We start from the raw sequence: 20,780 nt of genomic DNA, 5'->3' as shown, positions 1-20,780 counted from the left end.
GATGCCGTCGGGGCCGAGCACCGCCGCCCGTACCCCCTTCGTCCTGCTGGTCGTGTTCCTCCTCGGCGGCGGGCTGATCACGCTGCTCCTGCTGAACTCCGCCCTCAACGAGGGCTCGTTCAAGCTGAGCGAGCTCAAGAGGCAGACCACCGAGCTCACCGACGAGGAGCAGGCGCTGCAGCGGGACGTGGACAACCACTCCGCCCCGGACGCGCTCGAGCGGCGGGCCCGCGAGCTCGGCATGGTGCCCGGCGGCAGTCCCGCCTTCCTGGACCCGGACGGCACGGTCCGGGGGGTGCCCCGAGTGGCCTCGGGGCAGCCCCGACCGGACCCGACTCCGATGGAGATCCAGGAACCGGCGCCGCCGCCCCCGGCCCCTCCAGCGCCGTCCGTCTCCGCCTCGCGCTCGGCCCAGGCTCCCGCCACGCACCCCTCCGCGTCGGCCCCGCCGGCCAGGCAGGCGCAGCAGTCCGCGCCCGCCGCGCCCGCGCCCCCCGAGCCGGCCGCCAAGCCCGCGCCCGCGCCCCCCGAACCGGCCGCCAAGCCCGCGCCAGTGCCCCCCGCGCCCGCGCCTGCCACGCCAGCGCCCGCCGCGCCCCCCAAACCGGCCGCCAAGCCCGCGCCAGTGCCCCCCGCGCCCGCGCCTGCCACGCCAGCGCCCGCCGCGCCCCCCAAACCGGCCGCCAAGCCCGCGCCCGCCAACGCGGCCAAGCCGTCGCAGGAACCCGCGAAGCCGCCCCCGACGACCCCCGGCAGGTGACGCAGTGCCCCTCAAGGAACCACCGCGCCGCCGAGTCCCGGGCCCCGCCCGGCGGCCGTCCGTCCGTCCTGCGGCCCGCCGGCGGCCGCGCCCGGCGCCCCGCCCGATCCGGCTCGGCAGCCCCCGCCCCCGGCTGCGGCTGGTCAGCCTCGGCCTGACGCTCGTCATGCTGGCCTTCGTCGTCCGGCTGCTCCAGGTGCAGGCCGTCGACGCAGGCGCGTACGCCGCCAAGGCGGAGAAGAATCGCTACCTCAGCCATGAGCTCACCGCGGAGCGCGGCGAGATCACCGACCGGGCCGGCATCGCCCTGGCCACCAGCGTCGACGCGTATGACATCACCGCCGACCCGAAGCTGTTCACTCCCGAGGAGAGCAAGGCTCCCAACGCTCCGGAACAGGCGGCCGCACTGCTCGCCCCGATCCTCGGCAAGGACGTCGCCGAGCTGGCGAAGAAGCTCAGGACGCCCAAATCCCGGTACACCGTGCTGGCCCGCCGCCAGACCCCCCAGGTCTGGAACCAGATCAAGGACCTCAAGGGCGTCTTCGCCGAGAAGGCCAGGGCCGACAAGTCCAAGGGAGGCCCGGGTGCCAATGTGCTGAGCGGCGTCTTCCAGGAGCCGAGCAGCAAACGCGTCTACCCGAACGGCGATCTCGCCGCCGGGATACTGGGCTACGTCACCGGTGACGGCAAGGGAGGCGGCGGCGTCGAGTCGATGCTGGAGAAGGTCCTCGCCGGCCAGGACGGACAGATCACCTACGCCCAGTCCGGCGGCCGACGGGTGCCCACCGCGGGCTCCCGCGAGGTCCCCGCGGTCCCCGGCTCCGACATCGAGCTGACCATCGACCGCGACATCCAGTGGGCCGCCCAGCAGGCCATCGCCGACCAGGTGAAGAAGTCCAAGGCCGACCGCGGCTACGTGATAGTGCAGAACACCCAGACCGGCGAGGTCCTCGCCATGGCCAACGCGCCGGGCTTCGACCCCAACGACCTCACCCAGGCCAATTCGGCGGCCATGGGCAACGCCGCGCTCCAGGACGCGTACGAACCCGGCTCCACCGCCAAGGTGATGTCGATGGCCGCCGTCCTCGAGGAGAAGGCCGCCACGCCCGGCACCCATGTCGTCGTCCCCAACCGGCTGCACCGCGGCGACCGGCTCTTCAAGGACGACATCGACCACCCCACCTGGAACCTCACGCTCAACGGCGTACTGGCCAAGTCCAGCAACATCGGAACGATCCTGGCGACCGGCCAGCTCGGCAAGACCCAGCCCGCGGCGAATCAGGTGCTCTACACCTATCTGCGGAAATTCGGCCTGGGCAGCCCGAGCGGGATCGGCTACCCGGGCGAGACGCCCGGCATCCTTGCCAAGCCGCAGAAGTGGTCCACCTCGCAGCAGTACACGATCCCTTTCGGCCAGGGCCTCTCGCTCAACGCCATGCAGGCGGCCTCCGTCTACTCGACGATCGCCAACGGCGGCGTACGCGTCGAGCCCACCCTGATCCGCGGCACCAAGGGGCCCGACGGGCGCTTCACCCCCGCCCCCGCCCCCAAGAAGACCCGGGTGGTCAGCGAGCAGACCGCCAGGACGCTGGCCACCATGCTGGAGTCGGTCGTCGGTGACGAGGAAGGCACCGGCAGCAAGGGCCGTATCCCCGGCTACCGCGTCGCGGGCAAGACCGGAACGGCCAACCGTGTCGACCCGGAACTGGGCCGCTACAAGGGCTACACCGCCTCCTTCGCCGGCTTCGCGCCCGCCGACAAACCGCGGATCACCGTCTACTGCGCCATCCAGAACCCCACCAAGGGCAGCTACTTCGGCGGCCAGATCTGCGGGCCGATCTACCGGAAGGTCATGGAGTTCGCCCTCAAGACCCTCCAGGTCGCACCGACCGGCAGCGATCCCGCCCGGCTGCCCGTCACCTTCCAACCCGGCGAGTGACCCGGAGGAACAACCAGTGACAACCATCACCTCCGATTCCGGGAACCATCCGGAGAACCGCGCCGCAGCAGCCACCTCACTTCGCCCCGGGCCGGGTGCGCCCGGTACGCTCACCGCCGTGTCACACGCTGATCAGTACCGAACCACCGAGCCGGACGCCCCCGCGAAACACCCGGGAGCGCCCCGACCGGACCGGCCCCGCCCGACACCCCTGGGGAAGCTGGCCGCCCGGCTGGGTGTGAAGAGCCCTGGCGCCGGTGAGGTCACCGGCATCACCCACGACTCCCGGGCGGTACGCCCCGGTGACGTGTACGCCGCCCTGCCCGGCGCCCGCCTCCACGGCGCCGACTTCGTGGCGCAGGCCGCGGACCTCGGGGCGGCCGCGATCCTCACCGACCCGACCGGCGCCGAGCGCGCCGCCGAGACCGGCCTGCCGGTCCTGGTCACCGAGAATCCGCGCGGCCGCATGGGCGAACTCGCCGCCGAGATCTACGGCCGTCCCGGCGAGGACCTGCTCCAGATCGGCATCACCGGCACCTCCGGCAAGACCACCACGGCGTACCTCGTCGAGGGCGGGCTGAAGGCGGCGGGCCGCTCTACCGGCCTGATCGGCACGGTCGAGATGCGGATCGGCGAGGAGCGCATCAAGTCCGAGCGCACTACCCCCGAAGCCACCGACCTCCAGGCTCTGTTTGCCGTCATGCGCGAGCGCGGCGTCGATTCGGTCGCCATGGAGGTCTCCAGCCACGCCCTCGTGCTCGGCCGGGTCGACGGCTGCGTCTTCGACGTCGCCGTCTTCAACAACCTCAGCCCGGAGCACATGGAATTCCACTCCGACATGGAGGACTACTTCCAGGCGAAGGCGCAGCTCTTCACGCCGAGGCGGAGCAGGCTCGGAGTCGTCAACTTCGATGACGAGTACGGCCGCAGGCTGCTCAAGGAGGCGTCGGTCCCCGTTACCACCTTCTCCGCCGAGGGCCACCCGGACGCCGACTGGCGGGCCGAGAACGTTGAAATCAGCGCCGTCGGATCGACTTTCACCGCGGTCGGCCCCAAAGGCGAGCGCGTACGCGCCGAGGCCCCGCTGCCCGGACCGTTCAACGTCGCCAACACCCTGGCGGCTGTCGTCACCCTCGCCGTCGCCGGTCTCGACCCGCAGACCGCCGCCGACGGCATCGCCGCCGTCCCCGGCGTACCGGGCCGCCTCGAGCGCGTCGACGCGGGCCAGCCGTACCTCGCCGTCGTCGACTACGCCCACAAGACGGACGCCGTCGAATCGGTCCTGCGGTCCCTGCGCAAGGTCACCGAGGGCAAGGTGCACATCGTGCTCGGCTGTGGCGGCGACCGCGACCAGACCAAGCGCGGTCCGATGGGCGCCGCCGCCGCACGCCTCGCCGACACCGCCGTACTGACCTCCGACAACCCCCGGTCCGAGGACCCGCTCGCGATCCTCGCCGCCATGCTCGCGGGCGCCGCCGAGGTGCCGATCCACGAGCGCGGCGACGTCCTGGTCGAGGCCGACCGGGCCGCGGCCATCGCCGCGGCCGTGGCCCGCGCGCAGCCCGGTGACACCGTGCTGATCGCCGGCAAGGGCCATGAACAGGGACAGGACATCGCCGGAGTGGTCCGCCCCTTCGACGACCGTCAGGTACTTCGCGCAGCTATCCAGAACAGTCAGGGATGACCAAGTGATCGCCCTCCCTCTCGCCGAGATCGCCGAAATCGTCGGCGGGCAGTCGTACGACATACCGGATCCGGCCGTACGGATCAGCGGTCCCGTCGTGATCGACTCCCGCGCGGTTCAGCCCGGCAGTCTCTTCGCCGCCTTCGCCGGCGAACATGTCGACGGCCACGACTACGCACGGAGCGCCGTGGCGGCGGGTGCGGTGGCCGTGCTGGCCACCCGCCCCGTCGGGGTGCCCGCGATCGTCGTGCCGGACGTCACCGCCGCGCTCGGTGCCCTCGCGCGCACCGTCGTCGAACGCCTCGGCGCCACCACGGTCGCGCTCACCGGCTCGGCCGGCAAGACCAGTACCAAGGACCTGATCGCCCAACTCCTGGAGCGCAAAGGCCCCACGGTCTACCCGGCAGGCAATCTGAACAACGAGATCGGCCTGCCCCTGACCGCGTTGCGGGCCGGAGAGGACACCGAGCACCTCGTCCTCGAAATGGGCGCCCGCTACATCGGCGACATCCGCTACCTCACCGGCCTGGTCCCGCCGAAGGTCGGTCTCGTACTGAACGTCGGCACCGCCCACATCGGAGAGTTCGGCGGCCGCGAGCAGATCGCCGAGGCCAAGGGGGAGATCGTCGAATGCCTGCCCCCGGCGTCAGCGGGCGGCATCGCCGTACTCAACGCCGACGACCCTCTCGTACGCGCCATGTCCTCCCGTACCAAGGCCCGCGTGGTCCTGTTCGGCGAGGCCCAGGACGCCGACGTACGTGCCGAAAATGTCCGGCTCACAGCGAACGGACAGCCCGCTTTCAGGCTCCACACACCCTCCGGGTGCAGCGACGTGACCATGCGGCTGTACGGTGAGCACCACGTGTCGAACGCGCTCGCCGCGGCCGCCGTCGCCCATGAGCTGGGCATGTCCGTCGACGAGATCGCCCGCGCGCTCTCCGAGGCGGGCTCCCTCTCCCGCTGGCGCATGGAGGTCACCGAGCGTCCGGACGGCGTGACGATCGTCAATGACGCCTACAACGCGAACCCCGAGTCCATGAGAGCGGCGCTGCGTGCGCTGGCGGCCATGGGCCAGGGGCGGCGGACCTGGGCGGTGCTCGGCCATATGGCCGAGCTCGGCGACGAAGCGCTCGCCGAGCACGACGCTGTCGGACGGCTCGCCGTCCGACTCAACGTCAGCAAGCTCGTCGCAGTCGGGGGCAGGGAAGCGTCCTGGCTGCAACTGGGCGCATATAACGAGGGTTCGTGGGGTGAGGAGTCGGTGCACGTGTCCGACGCGCAGGCGGCGGTCGACCTGTTGCGCAGTGAGCTGCGTCCGGGAGACGTCGTGCTGGTGAAGGCTTCCAGGTCGGCCGGGCTCGAGCGGGTCGCCCAGGCACTGCTCGAGAACACCACCGAGGGTGAGGTCGCCGGCCGATGAGGCAGATCCTCTTCGCGGGAGCCATCGGGCTCTTCCTGACCCTGGTCGGTACCCCGCTGCTGATCAAACTCCTGGCCCGCAAGGGATACGGGCAGTTCATCCGGGACGACGGCCCGCGCAGCCACGGCAGCAAGCAGGGCACGCCCACCATGGGTGGTATCTCCTTCATCCTGGCCACGCTCATCGCATACGCCCTCGCCAAGGTGATCACCGGCGAAGACCCGACGTTCTCGGGTGTGCTGGTGCTCTTCCTGATGGCGGGCATGGGCCTGGTCGGCTTCCTGGACGACTACATCAAGATCGTCAAGCAGCGCTCACTCGGTCTGCGCGCCAAGGCGAAGATGGCCGGACAGCTGATCGTCGGCATCGCCTTCGCCGTGCTGTCACTGCAGTTCGCCGACAGCCGTCACCAAACCCCCGCCTCCACCAAGCTGTCGTTCATCACGGACTTCGGCTGGTCGATCGGCCCGGTGATCTTCGTCGTCTGGGCGCTGTTCATGATTCTCGCGATGTCCAACGGCGTGAACCTGACGGACGGTCTGGACGGCCTGGCCACCGGCGCGTCGGTGATGGTCTTCGGCGCGTACACCTTCATCGGGCTCTGGCAGTTCCAGGAGTCCTGCGCCAACGCGGTGACGCTGACCAACCCCAACGCCTGCTTCGAAGTGCGGGACCCGCTCGATCTCGCGGTCGTCGCCTCCGCCCTGATGGGCTCCTGCTTCGGCTTCCTGTGGTGGAACACCTCGCCCGCCAAGATCTTCATGGGTGACACAGGGTCGCTCGCCCTCGGCGGCGCGCTCGCGGGTCTGGCGATCTGCTCCCGTACAGAGCTCCTGCTGGCCCTTCTCGGCGGACTGTTCGTCCTGATCACCATGTCCGTGGTCATCCAGGTCGGTTCCTTCAAGATGACCGGCAAGCGTGTCTTCCGGATGGCTCCGCTCCAGCACCACTTCGAACTCAAGGGGTGGTCCGAGGTCCTTGTCGTGGTCCGCTTCTGGATTATCCAGGGCATGTGCGTGATCGTGGGTCTGGGGCTCTTCTATGCGGGCTGGGCGGCCGAGAAGTGAGTGCGCAGGACTGGCAGGGCAAGCGGGTCACGGTCGCCGGTCTCGGCGTCTCCGGGATCCCGGCCGCCCGGGTGCTGCACGGCCTCGGCGCCGTCGTCACGGTCGTCAACGACGGCGACGACGAGCGCTCCCGTACGCAGGCGGCCGAGCTGGAGGCGGAGGGAATCACCGTGCGCCTCGGCGACGGCGCGACGCTGCCCGCCGGCACCGAGCTCATCGTCACCGCGCCCGGCTGGAAGCCGGACAAGCCGCTCTTCCTGGCCGCCGCCGAGGCGGGCATCGAGGTCTGGGGCGACGTCGAACTGGCCTGGCGGCTGCGCGGGCGGGACGGCAGAAAAGCAGCGCCGTGGCTCACGGTCACCGGCACCAACGGCAAGACCACGACGGTACGGATGCTGGCCTCGATCCTTCAGGCCGCGGGCCTGCGCACGGCGGCCGTCGGCAACATCGGCGTCTCGCTGCTGGACGCGGTCCTCGGCGAGGAGACGTACGACGTACTCGCCGTCGAGCTCTCCAGCTACCAGCTGCACTGGGCGCCCTCGCTACGCGCCCACTCCGCCGCCGTGCTCAACCTGGCGCCGGACCACCTCGACTGGCACGGCTCCATGGAGGCGTACGCCGCCGACAAGGGCCGTATCTACGCAGGCAACACGGTCGCCTGCGTCTACAACGCCGCCGACAAGGCCACCGAGGACCTGGTGCGCGAGGCCGACGTGGAGGAGGGCTGCAGGGCCATCGGCTTCACCCTCGGTACGCCTGGGCCCTCCCAACTCGGAGTCGTCGAGGGCCTCCTGGTCGACCGCGCCTTCGTCGACAACCGGCAGAAGCAGGCCCAGGAGCTCGCCGAGGTCGCGGACGTCAATCCGCCGGCCCCGCACAACATCGCCAACGCCCTCGCGGCTGCCGCGCTGGCCCGCGCCTTCGGCGTCGCGCCCGCCGCCGTACGCGACGGACTGCGCAACTTCCGCCCCGACCCCCACCGCATCGAGCATGTCGCCGATGTCGCCGGCGTCTCGTACATCGACGACTCCAAGGCCACCAATACGCATGCCGCGGAGGCGTCCCTGGCCGCCTATGACCCGATCGTGTGGATCGCGGGCGGTCTGGCCAAGGGCGCGAGCTTCGACGAACTCGTCGAGAAGTCGGCAAAGCGACTGCGGGCTGTCGTTCTGATCGGCGCGGACCGAGCCCTGATCCGTGAAGCCCTCGCGCGACACGCCCCCGAGGTCCCGGTCGTCGACCTCGACCGGACAGACACTGGGGCGATGTCGGCGGTGGTCCAGGAAGCAGCACGACTCGCCCGGCCGGGGGACACGGTTCTGCTGGCCCCGGCCTGCGCCTCGATGGACATGTTCGCCAACTACAACAAGCGAGGCGAGGCGTTCGCGGACGCGGTCCGCGCACTCGCCGCCGAGCGCGCCTGAGCCCGACCCCGACCCCTGCGCCGTGCCGTGCACCGGGGCCGCCCCGGGACCGCGGCAGCCGCGCCAGGCACGACTGGAGGGGACAGCGACCATGCCGGCCGATGACACCGCCGCCGCGCGGAGCGCGGCCCGCCCGAAGCAGCGCACGGCTGAAATTCAGCCCCGCCGGCGTTTCAGGCGCGGAGTCCGGGGCGGAGCCCCGATCGGGCTCGGGCCTGCCTTTCTGCCCGCGGCCGTCCCTGCTCTCGCGGGCCCGGCGCCGGCCCGCACCGGACTCGCGCTGCGCAGCCGAGCCGCCGGGGGCGCCGTCCGCCGTCCGCCCGTCGGCCGTGGCGGAGGCCGCAGGCCGGCGGGCGCGTCGCGCCCGCCGCGGAGCAGGCGGCCACGGCGGCTGTACGAGCAGGCGCGCCGGGCCTGGGACCGGCCGCTGACGGCGTACTACCTGGTCCTCGGCAGCAGTCTCCTGATCACCGTGCTCGGCCTGGTCATGGTCTACTCCGCCTCGATGATCAAGGCGCTCGAGCTCTCGCTCCCTGCCTCGTACTTCTTCCGCAAGCAGTTCATCGCCGCCGTTCTCGGCACCTGTCTGCTGCTGGTCGCCTCACGGATGCCGGTCAAGCTCCACCGGGCACTGTCCTACCCGCTCCTGATGGGCACCGTCTTTCTGATGGTGCTCGTCCAGATCCCCGGGATAGGGCATGCGGTCAACGGCAACCAGAACTGGATCTATCTGGGCGGCCCGTTCCAGCTCCAGCCCAGTGAGTTCGGCAAGCTGGCGCTGATCCTCTGGGGCGCCGATCTGCTCGCCCGTAAGCAGGACAAGCGGCTGCTTACCCAGTGGAAGCACATGCTGGTGCCGCTCGTCCCGGTCGCCTTCCTGCTGCTCGGCCTGATCATGCTCGGCGGCGACATGGGTACGGCGATCATCCTCGCTGCGATCCTCTTCGGGCTGCTGTGGCTGGCCGGAGCCCCGACCCGGCTCTTCGCGGGTGTGCTCGGCATCGCCGGCTTCGTCGGCTTCGTGCTGATCAAGACCAACGAGAACCGCATGTCACGGCTCTCCTGCATCGGCGCCATCGACCTCGGCCCCCAAGGCGAGTGCTGGCAGGCCGTGCACGGCATCTATGCTCTAGCCTCCGGCGGATGGTTCGGTTCCGGCCTCGGTGCAAGTGTGGAAAAATGGGGTCAACTCCCCGAACCGCACACCGATTTCATCTTCGCCATCGCCGGGGAGGAACTGGGCCTGGCGGGGACGCTGTCGGTGCTCGCCCTCTTCGCGGCTCTAGGCTATGCGGGTATCCGCGTGGCCGGACGCACGGAGGACCCCTTCGTGAGGTACGCAGCGGGAGGTGTGACCACCTGGATCACGGCCCAGGCCGTGGTCAATATCGGTGCGGTGCTCGGTCTGCTGCCGATCGCCGGTGTCCCGCTCCCGCTGTTCTCCTACGGAGGGTCGGCCCTGCTGCCGACCATGTTCGCAGTAGGGCTGCTGATCGCCTTCGCGCGAGAGGATCCCGCCGCGAAGGCGGCCCTGGCCATGCGGCGGCCCGGGGTGAGATGGAAGACGATGAGACGGCGCGTCAAGAAGCGTCCGTCCGGAGAGCGGTGAATTTCGGTGCATGTCGTACTCGCCGGTGGGGGGACCGCCGGCCACATCGAGCCCGCGCTCGCCCTCGCGGACGCCCTGCGCAGGCAGGACCCGGCCGTGGGAATCACGGCCCTGGGCACGGAGAAGGGGCTCGAGACCAGGCTCGTACCCGAGCGGGGTTACGAGCTGGCGCTCATCCCCGCCGTTCCGCTGCCGCGCAAGCCCACCCCTGAGCTGATCACCGTCCCCGGACGGCTGCGCGGCACCATCAAGGCCGCCGAGCAGATCCTGGAGCGTACGAAGGCGGACTGCGTCGTCGGCTTCGGCGGCTATGTCGCGCTGCCCGGCTATCTGGCCGCCAAGCGGCTCGGTGTGCCGATCGTCGTGCACGAGGCCAACGCCCGTCCGGGCCTGGCCAACAAGATCGGTTCGCGGTACGCGGCCGGGGTCGCCGTTGCCACGCCGGACAGCAAGCTGCGCAACTCCCGCTACATCGGCATTCCGCTGCGCCACACCATCGCCACCCTCGACCGCGCCCGGGTGCGCCCCGAGGCGCGTGCCGCCTTCGGTCTCGACCCCAACCTGCCGACGCTGCTGGTCTCCGGCGGCTCGCAGGGTGCTCGCCGCCTCAATGAGGTGATCCAGCAGATCGCTCCGGTGCTGCAGCGCTCCGGTATCCAGATCCTGCACGCGGTCGGTCCGAAGAACGAACTGCCGCATGTGGACAACATGCCCGGTATGCCGCCCTACATCCCGGTACCGTACGTGGACCGGATGGATCTCGCGTACGCCGCGGCCGACATGATGCTCTGCCGCGCGGGCGCGATGACCGTCGCCGAACTCTCCGCCGTCGGGCTGCCCGCCGCATACGTACCGCTGCCGATCGGCAACGGCGAACAGCGGCTGAACGCTCAGCCGGTGGTGAAGGCCGGCGGCGGACTGCTGGTCGACGACGCCGAACTGACCCCCGAGTGGGTCCAGGGCAACGTCCTTCCGGTGCTCGCCGATCCGCACCGGCTGTACGAGATGTCCCGTGCGGCCGCCGAGTTCGGCCGCAGGGATGCCGACGACCTGCTCGTCGGCATGGTGTACGAGGCGATCGCTGCACACCGCAGGGCGTGAGAAGGGCAGGGGAGCGTGGCCGGACCGACCACCGCTGAACGCGGGGCAGGCAAGTCCCCCGGCGGGTACGCGGGGCCGGCCCGCCCCCGCGGCCAGGGCTCTCCTGGCCGCCGGCTGCGCATCCCCGGCCGCCGTTTCCTGCTGATCGTCGCTGCCTCGGTGCTGGTCGTCGCGGCCGGAATCTGGGTGCTCTACGGCTCCCACTGGCTGCGCGTGGAGAGCGTGACGACCACCGGAACCAAGGTTCTGACGCCGGAGGAGGTGCTGGCCGCGGCGGCGGTTCCGGTCGGAGCGCCACTGATTTCCGTCGATACGGACGCCATTGAGACCCGGCTGCGGCATAAGCTGCCCCGTATCGACTCGGTTGATGTCGTCAGGTCATGGCCCGACGGGATCGGACTGAATGTGACCGAGCGAAAGCCAATCCTGCTTATCGAAAAGGGCGCAAAGTTCATCGAAGTGGACGCGAAGGGCGTCCGGTTCGCCACGGTGGACAAGGCTCCCAAGGCTGTTCCGCGACTGGAATTGACCGTGGAACAGTCCCCGAGTCTGCGGCGCTTCGGCATGGACCGGCTCCTTGCGGAGGCGGTACGGGTCAGGGGTGAACTCCCTGGTGAAGTCGCGGCGGACACCAGAGTTGTGACAGTGCGCTCATACGACTACATCTCCTTGGAGTTGAGCCGGGACCGTACGGTGGTCTGGGGCAGCGCCGAGGAGGGGGAGGCCAAGGCGCGCGCACTCACCGCACTGATGAAAGCCGCGCCGAAGGCCCGGCACTTCGATGTGAGTGCTCCCACCGCCCCTGCCGCGGCAGGGAGTTGACGCACATTTGCGCTGGCCAGCACCCTGGTTGGTCATCGCTATGGGTGATCACATAGGGTGAAAAGAAAAACGGGAGGTTCGGCGTGTTCGTTGAACGTGCGCCACTTGTCGACTTAGTGTCCTGTTCGGAGAGTCCAAGAAGCAGACACACTGGTAACCCTAAACTTCAGCGTTAGGGTTTGGGTCGGCGTTCGGACCGTCCCATCGGCATCCGTCGTCGCGCCGCGACAACCGCGAAGCGACGACACGTAACTCGAGGCGAGAGGCCTTCGACGTGGCAGCACCGCAGAACTACCTCGCAGTCATCAAGGTCATCGGTGTCGGCGGCGGTGGTGTCAATGCCATCAACCGAATGATCGAGGTCGGTCTCAAGGGCGTCGAGTTCATCGCCATCAACACTGATGCGCAAGCACTGTTGATGAGCGACGCCGACGTCAAGCTCGACGTCGGCCGCGAACTCACCCGAGGCCTCGGCGCCGGAGCGAATCCGGCAGTCGGTCGTAAGGCGGCAGAGGACCACCGCGAGGAGATCGAGGAGGTCCTCAAGGGGGCCGACATGGTCTTCGTCACCGCCGGCGAAGGCGGCGGCACCGGCACCGGCGGCGCACCCGTCGTCGCCAATATCGCGCGCACGCTCGGCGCCCTGACGATCGGTGTGGTCACCCGGCCGTTCACCTTCGAGGGCCGCCGACGCGCCAACCAGGCGGAGGACGGAATCGCCGAACTCCGCGAAGAGGTCGACACCCTCATCGTCATCCCCAACGACCGGCTGCTGTCCATCTCGGACCGACAGGTCAGCGTGCTGGACGCATTCAAGTCCGCGGACCAGGTACTGCTCTCCGGTGTCCAGGGGATCACCGACCTCATCACCACGCCCGGTCTGATCAACCTCGACTTCGCCGACGTCAAGTCCGTGATGTCCGAGGCCGGATCCGCGCTCATGGGCATCGGCTCGGCCCGCGGCGACGACCGCGCGGTGGCCGCGGCCGAGATGGCGATCTCCTCGCCACTGCTCGAGGCGTCCATCGACGGCGCCCGAGGTGTGCTGCTCTCCATTTCCGGTGGCTCGGACCTCGGCCTCTTCGAGATCAACGAGGCCGCCCAGCTGGTGAGCGAAGCCGCGCACCCCGAGGCCAACATCATCTTCGGCGCGGTCATCGACGACGCTCTCGGCGACGAGGTACGGGTCACGGTCATCGCGGCGGGCTTCGACGGCGGACAGCCGCCGGCCCGCCGGGACAGGGACAATGTCCTCGGCGCCGGTGCGGGCAAGCGCGAGGAGCCGGCGACCTCGTCCCGTGGCACGGAGACCCAGCGTGCGGCCGGCGGACTCGGCACCGTACCGGCGCGCGAAGAGCCCTTGGCCCCGGCCGAGCCCGCTCCCGTGGCGAACGACCTGAACTCCGGGTCCGCGCAGGTTCCGCCGGCCCGCCCGTACCAGGACAGCCAGGCCGAAGAGCTGGACGTTCCGGACTTCTTGAAGTGACAGTGCGGCACGACGCGATACACGCGAGCGGCGCGCACTTCGCCTTCACCGACAGGTGGGGCGGGGTGAGCGCCGTTCCGTACGACGAGCTCAACCTCGGCGGCGCGGTCGGCGACGACCCCGCGGCCGTACTGACCAACCGCAAGATCGCGGCGAAGTCGTTCGATCTCGACCCGGACCGGGTCGTCTGGATGAACCAGGTTCACGGCAGGGACGTCGCCAAGGTGGACGGGCCGTGGGCCGCCGGGCCGACTCCGCCGGTGGACGGTCTGGTCACCGCGCGGCGCGAGCTGGCCCTCGCCGTACTGACCGCGGACTGCACCCCCGTACTGCTGGCCGACCCGGTCGCGGGTGTCGTGGCCGCCGCGCACGCGGGCCGTCCCGGGATGGTCGCGGGCATCGTGCCCGCCGCCGTCGAGGCGATGAAGACGCTGGGCGCGGAGCCGGCTCGCATCATCGCCCGTACCGGCCCCGCCGTCTGCGGACGCTGCTACGAAGTTCCCGAGCAGATGCGGGCCGAAGTGGCCGCGGTCGAGCCGGCCGCCTGGTCCGAGACCAGCTGGGGCACCCCGGCCGTCGATGTCACCGCCGGAGTCCATGCCCAGCTCGAAGCGCTCGGCGTGCGGGACCGGCAGGCTTCGCCGGTCTGCACAATGGAATCGGGCGACCACTACTCGTACCGTCGCGACCGCACCACCGGGCGGCTCGCCGGATACGTCTGGCTGGACGGACAGGAATGACGGACAGGAATGACGGACGGCAATGACGGACCGTAAGAGCGAACTCGCCAGGGGGCTGGCGATGGTGGAGGAACGTATCGCCTCAGCCTGCGCGGCCGCCGGCCGTAAGCGGGAGGAGGTGACCCTCATCGTGGTCACCAAGACCTACCCCGCGAGCGATGTGCGGCTCCTGCATGAACTCGGCGTGCGCCATGTCGCCGAGAACCGTGACCAGGAGGCGGCCCCCAAGGCCGCGGCCTGCTCGGATCTGGACCTCATCTGGCACTTCGTCGGACAGTTGCAGACGAATAAGGTCCGTTCTGTGGCGGGATATGCCGATGTGGTGCAGTCCGTCGACCGTCTCAAGCTCGTCTCGTCGCTCTCCGCCGCCGCTGTACGAGCGGAGCGTGAGCTCGGCTGCCTGATCCAGGTCGCGCTCGACGCGGAATCGGGCGAGCGCGGGGAGCGGGGCGGTGTCGCGCCCGACGGAATCGAGGAGTTGGCCGCGGCGGTGGCCGAATCACCAGGGCTGCGGCTCGACGGACTGATGACCGTCGCGCCGCTCGCCGGACCGTACGCGGGACGGCAACAGGCGGCGTTCGAGCGGCTGGTGGAATTCTCATCCAGCCTGCGCGCCGGGCATCCGGCTGCGAACATGGTGTCAGCAGGGATGAGTGCGGACCTTGAAGAAGCCGTGGCGGCCGGAGCGACACATGTACGCGTCGGCACTGCGGTACTCGGAGTCCGACCCCGGCTCGGGTAGCGTCGCTAAGCAAGTCGGACCACAGCAGAAAATATGGTCATTCCCGCCACAAAGCGGGCGGGCCGAGTGGATCGCGGGCACTTGGTCACGATGCCGATCCGATCCACCACAGAGCGGAGGACCCAGAGAATGGCCGGCGCGATGCGCAAGATGGCGGTCTACCTCGGCCTCGTGGAGGACGATGGCTACGACGGCCGGGGTTTCGATCCCGATGACGATTTCGAACCCGAGCCGGAGCCCGAGCGGGATCACCGGCGGCACCAGCCCCCGCACCAGGTGGAGCGGGAAGAGCCGGTGAGGATGGTGCAGCCGCCCGCGCAGCGCGAGCCGGTTCCGCTTCCCGCTGAAAGCGGACGTCCGGCACGAATCGCCCCCGTGGCATCCATCACACCTGAACGTCCGAGTCTGGAGAAGAACTCACCGGTGATCATGCCCAAGGTTGTGTCCGAGCGGGAGCCCTACCGCATCACTACGCTGCACCCGCGGACCTACAACGAGGCCCGTACCATCGGGGAACACTTCCGCGAGGGCACCCCGGTGATCATGAACCTCACGGAGATGGACGACACGGACGCGAAGCGACTTGTCGACTTTGCCGCGGGACTGGTATTCGGTTTGCATGGCAGCATTGAGCGGGTGACGCAGAAGGTGTTCCTGTTGTCGCCTGCTAACGTCGATGTCACGGCGGAGGACAAGGCCCGCATCGCAGAGGGCGGGTTCTTCAACCAGAGCTGAGAGACACGACACCGGAACGACCCGGCCGCAGGGCCGGATTATGAGAGCCAGGGGAGAGGGAAGCGCGGGATGGGCGTCGCACTACAGGTGGTCTACATCGCGCTGATGTGCTTCCTCATTGTGCTTATTTTCCGGCTGGTCATGGACTACGTCTTCCAGTTCGCCCGCTCATGGCAACCCGGCAAGGCGATGGTGGTCGTTCTGGAGGCCACCTACACTGTCACCGATCCACCGCTCAAGGTTTTGCGGCGGTTCATTCCGCCGCTGCGTCTCGGGGGCGTGGCACTCGACCTGTCCTTCTTCGTTCTGATGATCATCGTCTACATCCTGATCAGCATCGTGAACAACTTTGCGAGCAGCGTGTGAACGATACGGTCTTGCCGACTGCCGACGACTACGTAGAGGTGAAGAAGAGATGCCGCTGAGCCCCGAGGACGTGCGGAACAAGCAGTTCACGACCGTCCGCCTCCGAGAAGGCTATGACGAGGACGAGGTCGATGCCTTCCTCGACGAGGTCGAGTCCGAGCTGACCCGCCTGCTCCGTGAGAACGAGGACCTGCGCGCCAAGCTGGCCGCGGCGACCCGTGCGGCGGCGCAGAACCAGCAGCAGCAGGGCATGCGCAAGCCGCCGGAGCCGCAGGACGGCCGTGGACCGGGTGCGCCGGTGCCCGCCGCCATATCCGGACCGCCGGTCCAGCAGCAGCCCCCGCAGATGGGTCCGCCCCAGCTGCCCGGTGGTGCCCCGCAGCTGCCCGCCGGCCCCAGCCACGGTGGCCCGCAGGGTCCTGGCGGCCCGATGGGCCCCGGCCCGATGCAGGGCGGTCACATGGGTGGCCCGATGGGCGGCCCCATGGGCGGTCACGGCCCGCAGATGCCGCAGCAGGGCCCCGGCGGCGACAGCGCCGCGCGCGTGCTCTCGCTGGCGCAGCAGACCGCCGACCAGGCGATCGCGGAGGCCCGTTCCGAGGCCAACAAGATCGTCGGCGAGGCGCGCAGCCGCGCCGAGGGTCTGGAGCGCGACGCCCGTGCCAAGGCCGATGCGCTGGAGCGGGACGCTCAGGAGAAGCACCGCGTCGCGATGGGCTCGCTGGAGTCCGCGCGTGCCACGCTGGAGCGCAAGGTCGAGGACCTGCGAGGCTTCGAGCGCGAGTACCGGACCCGGCTGAAGTCCTACCTGGAGAGCCAGCTGCGTCAGCTGGAGACCCAGGCGGACGACTCCCTGGCCCCGCCGCGGACTCCCGCGACCGCGTCGCTGCCGCCGTCCCCGTCGATGGCTCCGGCCGGTGCGGGTGCGATGGGTCACACCATGGGCGGCAACCCGTCGATGGGTCAGTCCATGGGACAGCCGATGGGTGGCAACCCGTCCATGGGCGGTGGCCCGTCCTACGGCGGCCAGCAGCAGATGTCGCCGGCGATGACCCAGCCGATGGCACCGGTGCGGCCGCAGGCGCCGCAGCCGATGCAGCAGGCGCCGTCGCCGATGCGCGGGTTCCTGATCGACGAGGACGACAACTGACGGCGGGTCGCGCGTATCGCGCGTAGCCGTCGGCAGGCTGAAGGGCCGGGCCCGGGACATGACGTCCCGGGCCCGGCCCTTTGTTGTGCCCTGCGTGCGGCTCCGCCGCGTGTGGGGCTCCGCCCCAGCCCCGCGCTTCAATCGCCGGCGGGCTTGTTTGGGGGTTCTGTTCCGGGCCCTGTGCCTCGATCGCGGGCGGGGCTTGTTTCGGGGCTCCGCCCCGGACCCGCGCCTCAATCGTCGGCGAGGCTGAATCGTCCGGTCGGCGGGGCTGGACTTTGCCGCCGGACGGGCGGGAAAATCCAGCCCGTCCGGCGATTGAGGACACGCCCGAAGGGCGTCCGGGGCCTGGGGGCCTGCCCCCCACGCGGCGGAGCCGCAAAACCGGCACCGCGGAGAAGTGGCGGGCAGGGAACCCGCAGGCGGAAGGCGTTACACCTTGCGGAGGCGGAACGTCAGGGACAGGCCCTCGTCCGTGAAGGGGGCGCCGAAGCCGGCGTCCGCCTCGTCCGGTGTGAAGCTCGTCGCCAGAACCTCGTCCGCGATCAGAGCCGCATGCTCCGTCAGGGCCTCCGTCGTGGACGGGTCCGCCGAGGACCAGCGCACCGCGATCCGGTCCGCCACGTCCAGGCCGCTGTTCTTGCGGGCCTCCTGGATCAGCCGGATCGCGTCACGGGCCAGGCCCGCCAGGCGCAGCTCCGGAGTGATCTCCAGGTCCAGCGCGACCGTCGCGCCCGAGTCCGAGGCCACCGACCAGCCCTCGCGCGGGGTCTCCGTGATGATGACCTCCTCCGGAGAGAGGGACACCGTCTCGCCGTCGGCCTCGACCGTCGCCGTGCCCTCGCGCAGGGCCAGCGACAGCTCCGCGGCGTCCGCCTCGGCGACCGCCTTCGCCACCGCCTGGACGCCCTTGCCGAAGCGCTTGCCCAGCGCACGGAAGTTCGCCTTGGCCGTCGTGTCGACCAGGGAGCCGCCGACCTCGGAGAGGGAGGCCAGCGATGAGACGTTCAGCTCCTCCGTGATCTGGGCGTGCAGCTCGGGCGACAGGGCCTCGAAGCCCGCCGCCGCCACTAGCGCGCGGGAGAGCGGCTGGCGGGTCTTCACACCCGACTCCGCACGCGTCGCGCGGCCCAGTTCCACCAGGCGGCGGACCAGCGCCATCCGGGAGGACAGGGTCGGGTCGATGGCGGCGAGGTCGGCCTCGGGCCAGGTCGAGAGATGGACCGACTCCGGGGCGTCCGGTGTGACCGGGGCGATCAGGTCCTGCCAGACCCGCTCCGTGATGAAGGGGGTGAGCGGGGCCATGAGGCGGGTCACCGTCTCGACGACATCGTGCAGGGTGCGCAGCGCCGCCTTGTCGCCCTGCCAGAAGCGGCGGCGCGATCGGCGTACGTACCAGTTGGACAGATCGTCGACGAACGAAGACAGAAGCTTGCCGGCGCGCTGGGTGTCGTACGACTCCAGGGACGAAGTGACCTGGTCCACCAGCGCGTTGAGCTCGCTCAGCAGCCAGCGGTCCAGGACCGTGCGCTCCGCCGGCGCCGGATCCGCCGCGGACGGCGCCCAGTTGGACGTACGGGCGTAAAGCGCCTGGAAGGCCACCGTGTTCCAGTACGTCAGAAGGGTCTTGCGGACCACTTCCTGGATCGTGCCGTGGCCGACCCGGCGGGCGGCCCACGGGGAGCCGCCGGCCGCCATGAACCAGCGGACCGCGTCCGCGCCGTGCTGGTCCATCAGCGGGATGGGCTGAAGGATGTTCCCCAGGTGCTTGGACATCTTGCGGCCGTCCTCGGCGAGGATGTGGCCCAGGCAGACCACGTTCTCGTACGAGGACTTGTCGAAGACCAGCGTGCCCACGGCCATCAGCGTGTAGAACCAGCCGCGCGTCTGGTCGATGGCCTCCGAGATGAACTGCGCCGGGTAGCGCTTCTCGAAGAGCTCCTTGTTCTTGTACGGATAGCCCCACTGCGCGAACGGCATCGAACCCGAGTCGTACCAGGCGTCGATGACCTCGGGAACACGCGTCGCGGTCTCCTGGCAGGTCGGGCACGGGAACGTGACATCGTCGATGAAGGGACGGTGCGGGTCCAGCGCCGACTGGTCCGTGCCGGTCAGCTCGGTCAGCTCGGCGCGCGAGCCGACGCACGTGAGGTGGTTCTCCTCGCAGCGCCAGATCGGCAGCGGCGTCCCCCAGTAGCGGTTCCGCGACAGCGCCCAGTCGATGTTGTTGTTCAGCCAGTCGCCGTACCGGCCGTGCTTGACCGAGTCCGGGAACCAGTTGGTGTTCTCGTTCTCCTCGAGCAGCCGGTCCTTGACGGCGGTGGTGCGGATGTACCAGGACGGCTGCGCGTAGTAGATCAGCGCGGTGTGGCAGCGCCAGCAGTGCGGATAGCTGTGCTCGTACGGGACGTGCCTGAAGAGCAGACCGCGGGACTGCAGATCGTCCACGAGGGTCTCGTCGGCCTTCTTGAAGAAGACGCCGCCGACCAGCGGGACGTCCTCCTCGAAGGTTCCGTCCGGGCGGACCGGATTCACGACCGGCAGGCCGTACGCGCGGCAGACCTTGAGGTCGTCCTCGCCGAAGGCGGGGGACTGGTGGACCAGACCCGTACCGTCCTCGGTCGTCACATACTCGGCATTGACGACGTAGTGCGCTTCCGAAGGGAACTCGACGAGAGCGAAGGGACGGTCGTACGTCCAGCGCTCCATCTCGGCGCCCGTGAAGGACTGCCCGGTGGTCACCCAGCCCTCGCCCAGCGCCTTCTCGAGCAGCGGCTGCGCGACGACGAGCTTCTCCTCGCCGTTCGTCGCGACGACGTACGTGACATCGGGGTGCGCGGCGACGGCGGTGTTGGAGACCAGGGTCCAGGGAGTCGTCGTCCACACGAGGAGGGCCGCTTCGCCGGCCAGCGGGCCGGAAGTCAGCGGGAAGCGCACGAAGACGGACGGGTCCACGACCGTCTCGTAACCCTGCGCCAGCTCATGGTCCGAGAGGCCGGTGCCGCAGCGCGGGCACCAGGGGGCGACGCGGTGGTCCTGGACCAGCAGGCCCTTGTTGAAGATCTCCTTCAGCGACCACCAGACCGACTCGATGTACGACGGGTCCATGGTGCGGTACGCGTCGTCGAGGTCGGTCCAGTAACCCATGCGGGTCGTCAGCTCGGCGAACGCGTCCGTGTGCCGGGTCACCGACTCACGGCACTTGTCGTTGAACTCCGCGATGCCGTACGCCTCGATGTCCTTCTTGCCGGAGAAGCCGAGCTCCTTCTCGACGGCGAGCTCGACCGGCAGACCGTGGCAGTCCCAGCCGGCCTTGCGGGCGACGTGGTAGCCGCGCATGGTGCGGAAGCGCGGGAAGACGTCCTTGAAGACGCGGGCCTCGATGTGGTGTGCGCCGGGCATGCCGTTGGCGGTCGGCGGCCCCTCGTAGAACACCCACTCGGGGCGGCCCTCGGACTGCTCGAGGCTCTTGGCGAAGATCTTGCTCTCGCGCCAGAAGTCGAGCACGGCGTGCTCGAGCGCGGGCAGATCGACCTGGGCGGGCACCGGGCGGTACTGGGGTGGTGTCATCGACGAGCTCCTCCAACGGACAGGGTCTGTTCCGTCGGAGGGACGAGAGCGCGAGCTCCCGCGGTACCACCCTCCTTGGCCCGCCGGCCGTGGCCGGTGAGCCCCCTCATTGGGGTCGCGATGCCGGGTCTAGTCGCCCGCGGTCGTGCTGCGGGCTTTCTTCCG

15 protein-coding genes and 1 pseudogene are annotated in these 20,780 nt (G+C 69.8%); 15 read left to right on the top strand and 1 reads right to left on the bottom strand.

Annotated elements, in window-relative coordinates:
• Window position 1: 1 nt before the first annotated feature.
• From AB0D12_RS00525 to AB0D12_RS00455, 15 genes and pseudogenes are all read left to right on the top strand, one after another.
• Window positions 2-295, top strand: a pseudogene (locus AB0D12_RS00525) (septum formation initiator family protein); the annotation flags it as partial.
• Between the two features lie 469 nt (window positions 296-764).
• On the top strand, window positions 765-2,699 hold the full coding sequence (locus AB0D12_RS00520) for a penicillin-binding protein 2 (RefSeq protein WP_362675409.1): 1,935 nt from the start codon (window positions 765-767) through the stop codon (window positions 2,697-2,699).
• Between the two features lie 16 nt (window positions 2,700-2,715).
• Window positions 2,716-4,383: a UDP-N-acetylmuramoyl-L-alanyl-D-glutamate--2,6-diaminopimelate ligase gene (locus AB0D12_RS00515; protein WP_362675407.1), complete on the top strand. Its 1,668-nt coding sequence runs from the start codon at window positions 2,716-2,718 to the stop codon at window positions 4,381-4,383.
• 4 nt (window positions 4,384-4,387) lie between these two features.
• Window positions 4,388-5,803 (top strand): UDP-N-acetylmuramoyl-tripeptide--D-alanyl-D-alanine ligase, encoded by a 1,416-nt coding sequence (gene murF / locus AB0D12_RS00510; protein ID WP_362675405.1) that lies wholly within the window; start codon window positions 4,388-4,390, stop codon window positions 5,801-5,803.
• A complete protein-coding gene (mraY, locus tag AB0D12_RS00505) occupies window positions 5,800-6,870 on the top strand; it encodes a phospho-N-acetylmuramoyl-pentapeptide-transferase (RefSeq protein WP_362675403.1) in 1,071 nt (356 codons plus the stop codon). Before murF ends, mraY begins: the two co-directional genes overlap by 4 nt.
• Window positions 6,867-8,294 (top strand): UDP-N-acetylmuramoyl-L-alanine--D-glutamate ligase, encoded by a 1,428-nt coding sequence (gene murD / locus AB0D12_RS00500; protein ID WP_362675401.1) that lies wholly within the window; start codon window positions 6,867-6,869, stop codon window positions 8,292-8,294. The genes mraY and murD overlap by 4 nt, the downstream gene beginning before the upstream one ends.
• A gap of 91 nt (window positions 8,295-8,385) precedes the next feature.
• Window positions 8,386-9,903, top strand: a complete 1,518-nt coding sequence (ftsW, locus tag AB0D12_RS00495; RefSeq protein ID WP_362675399.1) for a putative lipid II flippase FtsW — start codon at window positions 8,386-8,388, stop codon at window positions 9,901-9,903.
• 6 nt (window positions 9,904-9,909) lie between these two features.
• Window positions 9,910-11,004: an undecaprenyldiphospho-muramoylpentapeptide beta-N-acetylglucosaminyltransferase gene (murG, locus tag AB0D12_RS00490; protein WP_362675398.1), complete on the top strand. Its 1,095-nt coding sequence runs from the start codon at window positions 9,910-9,912 to the stop codon at window positions 11,002-11,004.
• Window positions 11,005-11,019: 15 nt separating this feature from the next.
• Complete coding sequence (locus AB0D12_RS00485; protein ID WP_362675396.1) at window positions 11,020-11,826, top strand: FtsQ-type POTRA domain-containing protein; 807 nt, start codon at window positions 11,020-11,022, stop codon at window positions 11,824-11,826.
• Window positions 11,827-12,100: 274 nt separating this feature from the next.
• Window positions 12,101-13,312, top strand: a complete 1,212-nt coding sequence (gene ftsZ / locus AB0D12_RS00480; protein WP_362675394.1) for a cell division protein FtsZ — start codon at window positions 12,101-12,103, stop codon at window positions 13,310-13,312.
• Entirely contained in the window at window positions 13,309-14,052 is a 744-nt protein-coding gene (gene pgeF / locus AB0D12_RS00475) for a peptidoglycan editing factor PgeF (RefSeq protein ID WP_362675392.1), read from the top strand. The genes ftsZ and pgeF overlap by 4 nt, the downstream gene beginning before the upstream one ends.
• A 22-nt stretch (window positions 14,053-14,074) precedes the next feature.
• Window positions 14,075-14,794, top strand: coding sequence for a YggS family pyridoxal phosphate-dependent enzyme (locus AB0D12_RS00470; protein WP_362675390.1), 720 nt, complete (start codon window positions 14,075-14,077; stop codon window positions 14,792-14,794).
• A 129-nt stretch (window positions 14,795-14,923) separates the two neighbouring features.
• The gene (gene sepF / locus AB0D12_RS00465; RefSeq protein ID WP_326649338.1) at window positions 14,924-15,529 is read left to right on the top strand and encodes a cell division protein SepF; all 606 of its coding nucleotides are present in this window, start codon (window positions 14,924-14,926) and stop codon (window positions 15,527-15,529) included.
• A gap of 69 nt (window positions 15,530-15,598) precedes the next feature.
• Window positions 15,599-15,895 carry a YggT family protein gene (locus tag AB0D12_RS00460; protein WP_362675388.1) on the top strand — a complete coding sequence of 99 codons (297 nt, stop codon included), beginning with the start codon at window positions 15,599-15,601 and terminating at the stop codon, window positions 15,893-15,895.
• 49 nt (window positions 15,896-15,944) lie between these two features.
• The gene (locus tag AB0D12_RS00455) at window positions 15,945-17,045 is read left to right on the top strand and encodes a DivIVA domain-containing protein (RefSeq protein ID WP_362675386.1); all 1,101 of its coding nucleotides are present in this window, start codon (window positions 15,945-15,947) and stop codon (window positions 17,043-17,045) included.
• Window positions 17,046-17,477: 432 nt separating this feature from the next.
• On the opposite strand, the gene ileS is transcribed toward AB0D12_RS00455, so the two are convergent.
• Entirely contained in the window at window positions 17,478-20,615 is a 3,138-nt protein-coding gene (ileS, locus tag AB0D12_RS00450) for an isoleucine--tRNA ligase (RefSeq protein WP_362675384.1), read from the bottom strand.
• Between the last annotated feature and the right edge of the window lie 165 nt (window positions 20,616-20,780).

Origin of the sequence: Streptomyces sp. NPDC048479 (assembly GCF_040651435.1) — a bacterium.
GTDB lineage: Bacteria > Actinomycetota > Actinomycetes > Streptomycetales > Streptomycetaceae > Streptomyces.
This window is presented reverse-complemented; position numbering and strand designations above follow the sequence as displayed.

What these genes read in the sequence shown, in the direction of transcription:
- ftsW (WP_362675399.1), top strand. Translation starts at nt 8,386, where the DNA reads ATGCCGGCCGATGACACCGCCGCCGCGCGGAGCGCGGCCCGCCCGAAG.
- sepF (WP_326649338.1), top strand. Translation starts at nt 14,924, where the DNA reads ATGGCCGGCGCGATGCGCAAGATGGCGGTCTACCTCGGCCTCGTGGAG.
- AB0D12_RS00460 (WP_362675388.1), top strand. Translation starts at nt 15,599, where the DNA reads ATGGGCGTCGCACTACAGGTGGTCTACATCGCGCTGATGTGCTTCCTC.
- AB0D12_RS00470 (WP_362675390.1), top strand. Translation starts at nt 14,075, where the DNA reads ATGACGGACCGTAAGAGCGAACTCGCCAGGGGGCTGGCGATGGTGGAG.
- ileS (WP_362675384.1), bottom strand. Translation starts at nt 20,615, where the DNA reads ATGACACCACCCCAGTACCGCCCGGTGCCCGCCCAGGTCGATCTGCCC.
- mraY (WP_362675403.1), top strand. Translation starts at nt 5,800, where the DNA reads ATGAGGCAGATCCTCTTCGCGGGAGCCATCGGGCTCTTCCTGACCCTG.
- AB0D12_RS00455 (WP_362675386.1), top strand. Translation starts at nt 15,945, where the DNA reads ATGCCGCTGAGCCCCGAGGACGTGCGGAACAAGCAGTTCACGACCGTC.